General features: G+C 36.4%; 10 protein-coding genes. 8 read left to right on the top strand and 2 right to left on the bottom strand.

Annotation, left to right across the window (positions count from 1 at the left end; all coding sequences use genetic code 11):
* The 6 genes from ACH0QE_RS17795 to ACH0QE_RS17770 form a co-directional block, all read left to right on the top strand.
* Positions 1-212 (top strand): hypothetical protein (locus ACH0QE_RS17795; RefSeq protein ID WP_415801835.1); only part of this gene is annotated, 212 nt, incomplete at its 5' end.
* Between the two features lie 23 nt (positions 213-235).
* Complete coding sequence (locus tag ACH0QE_RS17790) at positions 236-2,347, top strand: molybdopterin dinucleotide binding domain-containing protein (protein WP_415801834.1); 2,112 nt, start codon at positions 236-238, stop codon at positions 2,345-2,347.
* A 478-nt stretch (positions 2,348-2,825) separates the two neighbouring features.
* Positions 2,826-3,038: a twin-arginine translocase TatA/TatE family subunit gene (tatA, locus tag ACH0QE_RS17785; protein WP_041965254.1), complete on the top strand. Its 213-nt coding sequence runs from the start codon at positions 2,826-2,828 to the stop codon at positions 3,036-3,038.
* 590 nt (positions 3,039-3,628) lie between these two features.
* On the top strand, positions 3,629-4,285 hold the full coding sequence (locus tag ACH0QE_RS17780) for an ArsR/SmtB family transcription factor (RefSeq protein ID WP_415801833.1): 657 nt from the start codon (positions 3,629-3,631) through the stop codon (positions 4,283-4,285).
* Between the two features lie 18 nt (positions 4,286-4,303).
* The gene (locus ACH0QE_RS17775) at positions 4,304-5,032 is read left to right on the top strand and encodes an MBL fold metallo-hydrolase (RefSeq protein ID WP_041965255.1); all 729 of its coding nucleotides are present in this window, start codon (positions 4,304-4,306) and stop codon (positions 5,030-5,032) included.
* Positions 5,033-5,081: 49 nt separating this feature from the next.
* Complete coding sequence (locus ACH0QE_RS17770; protein WP_198135596.1) at positions 5,082-6,305, top strand: MFS transporter; 1,224 nt, start codon at positions 5,082-5,084, stop codon at positions 6,303-6,305.
* Between the two features lie 320 nt (positions 6,306-6,625).
* Here ACH0QE_RS17770 and ACH0QE_RS17765 read toward each other — a convergent pair whose 3' ends face one another.
* Positions 6,626-6,859, bottom strand: coding sequence for a hypothetical protein (locus ACH0QE_RS17765; protein WP_041965257.1), 234 nt, complete (start codon positions 6,857-6,859; stop codon positions 6,626-6,628).
* Positions 6,860-7,162: 303 nt separating this feature from the next.
* Here ACH0QE_RS17765 and ACH0QE_RS17760 point away from each other — a divergent pair, with 303 nt between their 5' ends.
* Positions 7,163-7,960 carry a CPBP family intramembrane glutamic endopeptidase gene (locus ACH0QE_RS17760; RefSeq protein WP_041965258.1) on the top strand — a complete coding sequence of 266 codons (798 nt, stop codon included), beginning with the start codon at positions 7,163-7,165 and terminating at the stop codon, positions 7,958-7,960.
* Positions 7,961-8,020: 60 nt separating this feature from the next.
* Complete coding sequence (locus ACH0QE_RS17755) at positions 8,021-8,188, top strand: hypothetical protein (protein ID WP_415801832.1); 168 nt, start codon at positions 8,021-8,023, stop codon at positions 8,186-8,188.
* Positions 8,189-8,482: 294 nt separating this feature from the next.
* Here ACH0QE_RS17755 and ACH0QE_RS17750 read toward each other — a convergent pair whose 3' ends face one another.
* Entirely contained in the window at positions 8,483-9,286 is an 804-nt protein-coding gene (locus tag ACH0QE_RS17750; protein ID WP_041965259.1) for a DUF5677 domain-containing protein, read from the bottom strand.
* Positions 9,287-9,392 lie beyond the last annotated feature (106 nt).

The following is a 9,392-nucleotide window of genomic DNA, read 5'->3' as shown; positions in this document are numbered from 1 at the left end:
GACATTGTGTGGTCAGACTAGTAATAAAGCTTGGGTACATTCAACAAGAGAGTATCTTGAAGGAAAGTGGACGGGAGGAATTAAATCTCCGCGACCTGATCATAGAAACACTGAATTTTTATTGGTTTTTGGATCAATTGTATTTGAAGCAAACTACGGGCCAGTACAGGAAACTGAACCAATCACTGAAGGGTTGGAAAGTGGAAGGTTAAAGATTGCAGTAGTAGATCCACGATTGACTAAAGTCGCTTCAAAGGCTTGGAAATGGGTACCGATAAAGCCTGGGAATGATGCAGCTTTTGCTCTTGGTATGATTCGATGGATTATTGAGAATGAAAGATATGATACAAAGTTTCTACAAAATGCAACTAGACTGGCAGCGACAAACTCTGATGAACCATCTTACAGTAATGCGACCTATTTAGTAAAAGTCGAAAAGGACGGTAGAGCTGCAAAGCATTTAAGAGCTAATGAAATTGGCATAGGCACAGAAAAAGAATTTGTCGTAATAAGTAATGGTAAACCAGCTGCGGTTGATCCAGAAAACAGCAATCTAGCAATACAAGGTGAGCTATTTGTTGATACCAACTTAGAAGGAATTAAGGTGAAGTCTCCTCTACAACTAATAAAGGAAGAAGCATACTCAAAGGAATTGGCTGAATGGGCAGAATTATCTGGAGCAAAACAAAAAGATATTGAGGATATTTCTAAAGAGTTTACATCTCATGGAAAAAAGGCAGCAGTAGAATTTTATCGAGGGGCTATCAAACATACTAATGGTTGGTATAATGGTCAGGCGTTAATAGTGCTAAATCATCTAATTGGTAATATGAATTGGCAAGGTGGAATTTCTAATACTGGCGGTGGTTGGTCTTATATTGGAGATAAAGAGGGGCAACCATATCCAATGGCAAACCTACACCCAAATAAATTATCTAAATTTGGAGTACCAATAACAAAAGAAGGTTGGAAATACGAAGAATCAACTTTGTTTGAAGGATATCCAGCTAAGCGTCCTTGGTATCCGTTTAGTGGTAACGTGGCTCAGGAGACTTGGCCGTCCATTTCAGACGGATATCCATATAAAATTAAAGCTGCCCTAATTTCATCCCATTCACCAATGTATTCACTTCCTGGTGGTCATGTACAGCTAAAGACACTATTAGATACTGAAAAAGTACCATTATTAATTGCTAGTGATATTGTAATTGGTGATTCAAGTCAATATGTTGATTATATTTTCCCAGATTTAACTTATTTAGAAAGATGGGCAACGCCAGGACAATCTCACCATATCCGGGTTAAAGTGAATCAAGTTAGACAGCCAGTAATTGCCCCATTAACTGAGAACGCAACAGTATTTGGAGAGGAAGTTCCAATATCTTTAGAAGCTTTAATGATGTCCATATCTGAGAAAGTCGGCTTATCTGGATTTGGTAAAGACGCATTCGGGCCAGGTAAAGATCTAAATAGAATGGAAGATTTCTATCTAAAACTAGTTGCTAATATTGCATCTGGGAATAAGCAAGGTGAATTAGTTAAAGCTGCAGATTCAGAAGAAATGGAATTATTTAAGTCTTCACATAGACATCTCCCAAAGACAGTTTATGATATTGAAAAATGGCAACAAACTCTCACTTCTGATGAGTGGAAAAGAGTAGTTTATGTATTAAACCGTGGTGGCCGTTTTGCATCAAGTGATGACGCTTATGAAGGCTCGTTTATTAAAAAGAAAATCCCTGGTCTTGCAAGATTATATTTGGAAGAGATTGCTGATTCTCGTAATTCCATTTCAGGTAATTACTTTACAGGTTATCCAAAGTACCTTCCAATTATGGACATGGCAGAAAACTTGATAAATGATGAAGGAGAATTCCACTTAATTACTAACAAAGAGGTCTTTGGTACTCAGTCAAGAACTATAACTAACTATTGGGCACAACTAGCGTTACAACCAGAAAACTTTGTCGTATTAAATAGTGTGGATGCAAAGAAATTAAAGGTAGATAATGGCGATAAGGTCTTAGTAACATCAACGAGCAATCCAAAAGGGGAACACTTAATTGCAGCGGATGAAAGTAGACCAACCATTGGTAAGGTAAAAATCGTTGAAGGTATTCGCCCTGGTGTTGTTGCAATTTCAACGCATTATGGTCATTGGGGTTATGGTGCAAGAGATATTCAAATCGATGGAGAAGTTGTAAAAGGTGAGGAAGTAAGAGGTTTAGGAATACATCCTAATCCACTGTTTAGGCTAGATGACAATTTGAGAGGAACAACCCTTAGTGATCCAATTGGCGGAAGTGCATCTTATTATGACACTAGAGTAAATATTCAAAGAGTTTAATCTTTAAAAGATCTATTTAACAGCAACTGGAACAGGAATTGTGATTTACAGCACATCTTCGTCTAGGTGGAAAGTGTCTGGTTTCTTTGTTAGTAACTTTGTGCGAAAGGGAAGCTGCCTTCCTGAACGGATTGAAGCTTTCTTTTCGTAATTTTAAAGAAAAGGTAAAATGGGTGAAATTCTAGGGGGTTGTTGGACAGATGGAATGAGAGTCTATACTATCAGTTTGAAATTTTCCAAACTTGTAGTCGTTTAAAAGGCCCCGTTCCAATTGTCGAAAATGTCTTGGTATGGAACAATGAAGCTATAACAACTAATAAGAACCACCCAGTTATTAAAATAGATGAATGTATTGAATGCGGATATTCATACTCTTTAATAAATACGTTCTGTTGATTAACAACTATCATTTTTCTCTATGACTATGTAGACCCCAAGGTTTACAATTAGAGCCTTTTAAGAATTGGAGTGGGTTATCATGATATCAAATATTGGAATACCTGGATTAATATTAATTCTAGTCCTTGCACTTATTGTTTTTGGTCCAAAAAAACTTCCAGAATTGGGTCGTGCAGTTGGCCAAACATTAAGGGAATTCAAGAGATCCACAAAGGGGTTAATAGAAGAGGAATTAGAGGTTGAGTTGGATCCTTTATCCTCACAAAAACAGCTTGAGAAAAAAGATATGTAAATATTTTTTTTCGAAGGAAAAGTATTAGAAAAACGAAAACCATCTCCTATTTCTGTAGCGATAAAGAAAGTAATGTCTTTTTCAAGGATGGAAGTCTAGAATACGTTATTATGAATGAATGTGACAATAGATTTCTGGGAGGAACTATTAGTTGTTCCAATAATGTTCACAGTCAGTAGACAATAATTGGTATGAAGGGGTTTTTAGATTCATATAAGAATACAAGAATTTAAGACAGGCCTAAAGTCATGCATGGTGCTCGAAATGCTGACGGATCATGTTTTCCTTGAACGATGAGATTCCTTGTAAAAAGATCTTCGATTTTTCAACCGGACTCCAGCGCAAAAGTAATAAGACGATATCACAACTGGCCATGCTATATTATTGAATCTAAAGCTACATGGAATACGTTAAAACGTAAATGTAGAGTTAATAATGAGTAACTTCGAACTTTAAAAAACATAAAACCATGCCAAAAGGTAAAACTATGGCATGGTTTTATTCATGTTTAAATCAAAGGTATTTACAATAATAATTTGATGTGTTATTATTCAACTAATAAGTTGAATAGTTGAATTTTTGATGTGGAGGTGATCTATATACAAGCTCGGGAATTTAAGGATTTCGTATACGGAGAGTTCGCCCGGATTGGAAAAGCGATCTCCAGCCCAAAGAGAATTGAACTGCTGGACCTGCTAACTCAAGGGCCAAAAACAGTGGAAGCTTTAGCTGCGGACACTCAAATGAGCATAGCTAATACATCCAAACATTTACAAACCTTGCTTGATGCGAAGCTTGTCACATACTCAAAGGATAAAAACTATGTAATCTATCGATTGGCAAGTGAACAGGTGTTAATATTTGTATTGGCTTTAAGAGGGACGGCGGAGGACCGCATATCAGATGTAAATATAGTAAGGGAGGGTCACATTCTAAGAGAAAACTCACTAAGTCCTATCTCGTTTGAGGAATTAGGTGAAAAATTGAAAAGAAATGCTATCACCTTATTGGATGTAAGGCCAATTGAAGAATATAAGCATGATCATTTGCCTCATGCCTTATCAGTTCCGATTTCGGAACTTGAAGACCGCCTAGACTCATTGCCAAAGGATAAAGAAATTGTGGCATATTGCCGCGGACCATATTGTGTTTATGCGACTGAAGCGGTAGAGCTTTTAAAGTCAAAGGGTTTTCGTGCCACATTACTTGAGGCAGGAATAAATGAGTGGAAACAAATCCAACATTAAATATTAGGAGGAGAAAAAATGTTATTTCGTCAATATTTACACTTGAATCCCGTATCAGCATCATATTTGTTTGGCTGCGGAAGTCTTTCCCAGGGAGTGGTTGTCGACCCGCTAAAAGAAGAGGTCGATCTCTATGTTAAAGAAGCAGAAACACTAGGATTAAATATTGTATATGTGATTGATACACACTTACATGCAGACCATGTATCCGGGGCTCGAGAGCTGGCAGAAAAAACAGGAGCTCAATATGTCCTTCACAGCTCTGCTGATACAACGTATGAATTTACAGCAGTAGAAGACGGAGACGTACTAATGGCAGGAAATACAAAGCTGACTTTCTTGCATACTCCTGGCCATACTCCGGAACATATTTCAATTGTAGTGACGGATACACGAAGAGGGGAGGAACCATGGTTTGTCCTGACAGGTCATACTTTAATGGTCGGCGATGCTGGCCGTACGGAATTGGCTTCTTCTCTTGAAGAAGGTGCAGATGACCTATATAACAGCCTTCAGAAATTGATGGAACTGGATGAACATATTGAAGTATACCCAGGTGCATTTTCTGGTTCGGTTTGCGGCAGAGGTCTGAGCGGTAAGCCATCCTCTACTATCGGTTTTGAAAAGCGCTTCAATCTTGCCCTGCAAAAAGGCGACAAAAATGAATTTGTCCGGTTCATGACGGAAAATGTTCCACCACAGCCGGAGAATTTTAAGGAAATGAGAAAAGAGAATCAAGGAAAGTAATAATTAAAAGCCTGAATTTTTTCAGGCTTTCTTCATGGAGGTTAAATTGATGCAACCTAAAATCGGAATTAAGGAAAACATCATTCAATTCGTCCTGTTGGTTGTGACGAACCTGTTTGTTGGTTCGATGGTCGGGATTGAGCGCACTGTTCTTCCCTTGCTGGGGGAGGAACAGTTCGGTCTGGCATCTGCCAGTGCTGCATTATCCTTCATAATCAGTTTTGGATTTTCTAAAGCAATTGTAAACTATTTCGCAGGACAAATTGCGGACCGGCTTGGACGTAAGAAAGTTTTATTACTCGGTTGGTCTGTAGGTCTTTTCGTGCCAATCCTAATTATATTTGCACATGCATGGTGGGTCATTATTGTAGCGAATATCCTGCTCGGGATTAACCAGGGACTGGCATGGTCAATGACGGTGAATATGAAAATCGATATATCAAAGGCAAACCAGCGCGGTACCGCAGTAGGTTTGAATGAGTTTGCTGGCTATTCAGGTGTAGCGATCATGGCTGCCGTTTCGGGTTATATTGCCTCATCCTATTCATTAAGACCAGAGCCATTCTATATTGGAATCGGCATTGTAGTGGTCGGGATTCTGCTATCATTAATTGTTAAGGATACGGGAGAGCATTTAAAGCTTCAAATCAAGAATAGTGGAGCAGGAACTTCTGAACCGACCCGATCGGCAAAGGAAGTATTTGCTCTGACAACTTGGAGGGATAAAAGTCTATCAAGCATCAGCTTTGCGGGTTTATCCACGAATTTGAAGGATGGAATGGCCTGGGGTCTGTTTCCAATCTACTTCACAGCTGCTGGATTAACTGTCGGGCAAATCGGTACAATTGTAGCGGTATATCCGGCAGCCTGGGGCATTTTTCAGTTATTCACTGGTACATTAAGTGATAAGATTGGCAGAAAAGTTCTGATTACTTATGGCATGTGGACACAAGCTGCTGCATTATGGTTCATTCTCGCTGCTGACCAATATTGGTTGTGGATTGCAGGGGCAATACTACTGGGACTTGGAACTGCAATGGTTTATCCAACACTGCAGGCTGCGATAAGCGACGTGGCTGGACCGGAGTGGAGGGCTTCCTCAATGGGAGTCTATCGCTTCTGGCGTGATAGCGGTTATGCATTCGGTGCATTAATGGCAGGTATCATTGCAGATATTTTAGGTGTCAATTGGGCAATTGGGTTAGTTGCATTACTACCATTCCTAGCGGGTGTTCTTTCAAGAGTGAGGCTAAAGGAAACGATAAATAGTTGATTGGAAAGGAGCAGTGAACTCTTGGAGGTTTCTGCTCCTTTTGTTTTGTTTTCCGGTTTAAAGGTAATTATCCAACAATGAGATGGGTTGCTGGAGATGGAGACGCATACTATTGCAGTTATACTTACCTGAGAACTATTCATGTTACCAAAAAATCAGATATGTGAGCCATTACACTTAAACTATAGGGTGCGAATATTGAAGAAAGAGTTGTCGATAGCAACTGCTATTGTGCTAAACAGTATTATCGAAGAAGAAATAGAGGATGCGTCATAACTATAAAAGCTTCCTTATTCAAGAGCTTTGGGAAAAATTTCTAACTATGTGTCGATTTCATTTGTATCAAAATCAATCAGATTTTCATCTACTTTAAGAAATTTTGCGATTCTTTTACGTAATAAACTATCCGGATATTCAATCATGCCCTCTAGGTTACATTCCTTTAATAATCGTTCAATTCGTTCTTTTTCTATAGGATCTTTAATATTGACAGTGATTGTGGAGAGATAATAGTAATCATCTTCATAAGAATGGTCAAAAAGAATTTCTATCATACAAACCTCTCCTTTGCATTTATTATAGCAAATAAAGGAGGCAGAACAAAAGGCAGAGTTCTTTTGAATTTATTATGAGACATTCTACTCCTAATCGGATGCGGTTGATGAACATCTTTAGCTGCTTCGACAGCTATTTTGGTTTCTCCAATGATGACTCAATGTTAGTTATTTATAGACTTAGCACCGTGTTGCTGTTACTAATAATTCAGCTAGATAAGATTTATTTAGTGAAATTAAATGTTATATACAACAGCTTGTCTTCATACCTATGTATAAAAGGACATTGGGTGTGAAAATATCATGAGATTTTTAAAGAATGTATTTTTATTTTTTTTGGCATCTTTATTATTAATGCTAACAATTATGTTTTTGAACGATATGTTTCATTTAGGTATTTCTGATAACGATATAGACATTTTTCTTGGGCCTTCTATTATGTTAATTTATTTCTGGATTGCTTCACCGGATCTAAGAAAGCAGTTTTACGCACAGTTTATTAGAGTCAAAGCTTTTGATCGAGTGATTATGTTGCCCGTACTATTAGCATTAATGGAGCTTTTTTTCGTATATTCCTATTTCTACTTTCCTACATTATTTGATAAAGAGCCATTTTCCATTGGTAGTGCTCAATATATGGGGCATCAGGAACTTACTACCGCTGGCGAGATTTTATTAATAGGAATCATAGGACCTTTTAGCGAAGAATTTCTATTCCGCTTCTTTCTAATTGTATATTTGCCGTATCTTGCGCTATATCATACGTTCATAAAAAAGTCGCACGTAACTAAGAAACATGTGAATAAAAAAGTTTTTAAACCTTTTATATTCATAGAAAGTGTAGCAAATAAAATATATTACCGAGTGTTTGAAATGAATGATAAAAAAATCATTAGTAGTTGGGTTATTCTGGTTTCATTTTTCTTTGCTTTGGTTCATGGGCCTGACATTTATTCATTTCCGCTCTATTTCATACCGGGGATACTGTTTAGCTTTGTATATTTAAAGTACGGATTTTTAGCAAGTTGGATATGTCATGGAACTTCTAATGCATTTTCAGGGATAGTAAATTCTATTTTCATTTCACTACTTAATAGGTAATGGAAGAAGCGGATCCAAGACTTAGTGTAAAGATAACTAAGAGGGTAAGGAGATTTAGCAATGTCCTACTGGGAAGCAAAAATAATTGATACCGCACGCGGAAAATTTGAGGTTTTTGTTAAGGAGAGGGCAATCCAACTTGCGTCACTCACCATTATTCAGAGTTTAATCATACAGGCGATTAATTCGCCGATTCTTTTACAGAAAATAATACTGTTTATCTTGTAAATTTAAAGAAGATGGAAATTGAAGTAAGGCAAATACCAAAATCACAAATAATTGTTTTTAATGAAAGCAATCATCACCCTTTCCTTGAAGAAAAGTCGTTGTTTAGACAAGTCATCTCAACTTACTTAAAAGAAACGTATTCTTCTTGAACTATAGATAGGAGTTTAGTTGAAGAGAGAATGGGAAAAGGCCAGTTTAATATACTATCTGAAAAAGCTCTATTATAGGGCCAGGAATTCGGTACATAGTGACGCAATGTTAAATAGATTACTGCATTCGGATATACAATTATATTTATGTACCTCTAATTAATTTATAGTTAATCGCAATTTTATTATTAAACTTACTTACCTCATTCTTAAGTTCATAATAGGAATACATTTCTCTTATAATTTCAATTAGGAAATTCGAAATAACCATCACATGTGTATTAATTTCACCCCCTTTTCTATATACCTCAACAATTCCATGATCAAATTTAAAGTAATTAGTTGCCTCTAATGCATGAACTTCACTAGAAAAAGTTTGATATAAAAGTATATATTCTTTTTCGTAACCAAGGTACTTACATAAAGCACGAAAATTATTAATCTTCCCAGTAACATTGTACCACTTCTGATTTTTATCTTTGTGATTTAGACTGTCTATAAAACCTGTTTCAATATCCTCTAAATAAGCATTATCAGCAAACTTAGGGAATTTTTTATATAGGTTATCAATGCTAAGTGAAAGGTACTTCCTAATTTCACTACCTACTAATGATTGTTCAATCATTGTATTAAAAAACTTAATCTGTCTAAGTTTTAAAGAATAAAAGTATGACCTAGCACGATTATTTGAATCTCTTTGAAAAATGAGTTTTAAAAAGATGAAATTCTCCATAATCATTCTAGTTAATGAATCTGCCCCATTAAAACTTTGATTATTTAATAATACAAGAAGGGAATTAGTTTTCCCTACCATATCCTCAAATAGCCCCACTATAGCTGCATCATGAACATCAAATTCTCTTTCTGAATTATTCATGTCAAAGTGATTTTCTAAGATAGTTTGAGTCACTAAATCTGCTTCAGAGTATATTATTTTTAGTAATTTCATAAAATTTCCTTATTTCGGTGATTAGTTTTTGAAGCTCCTTAAATAATTCCATATTTTTCAAAATAATTATACAATGAAATGAACATGAATAAAATAACGAACAACC

This window comes from Mesobacillus sp. (assembly GCF_047739415.1).
In the GTDB taxonomy this organism is placed as follows: domain Bacteria; phylum Bacillota; class Bacilli; order Bacillales; family Cytobacillaceae; genus Mesobacillus.
Note: the sequence above shows the minus strand (reverse complement) of the source record. Positions and strands in the feature narration are given on the sequence as shown.

Excerpts from the sequence above, each read along its gene's own strand:
- ACH0QE_RS17750 (WP_041965259.1), bottom strand. The coding sequence starts at position 9,286 with ATGAAATTACTAAAAATAATATACTCTGAAGCAGATTTAGTGACTCAA.
- ACH0QE_RS17765 (WP_041965257.1), bottom strand. The coding sequence starts at position 6,859 with ATGATAGAAATTCTTTTTGACCATTCTTATGAAGATGATTACTATTAT.
- ACH0QE_RS17770 (WP_198135596.1), top strand. The coding sequence starts at position 5,082 with ATGCAACCTAAAATCGGAATTAAGGAAAACATCATTCAATTCGTCCTG.
- ACH0QE_RS17775 (WP_041965255.1), top strand. The coding sequence starts at position 4,304 with ATGTTATTTCGTCAATATTTACACTTGAATCCCGTATCAGCATCATAT.
- tatA (WP_041965254.1), top strand. The coding sequence starts at position 2,826 with ATGATATCAAATATTGGAATACCTGGATTAATATTAATTCTAGTCCTT.
- ACH0QE_RS17755 (WP_415801832.1), top strand. The coding sequence starts at position 8,021 with ATGTCCTACTGGGAAGCAAAAATAATTGATACCGCACGCGGAAAATTT.
- ACH0QE_RS17760 (WP_041965258.1), top strand. The coding sequence starts at position 7,163 with ATGAGATTTTTAAAGAATGTATTTTTATTTTTTTTGGCATCTTTATTA.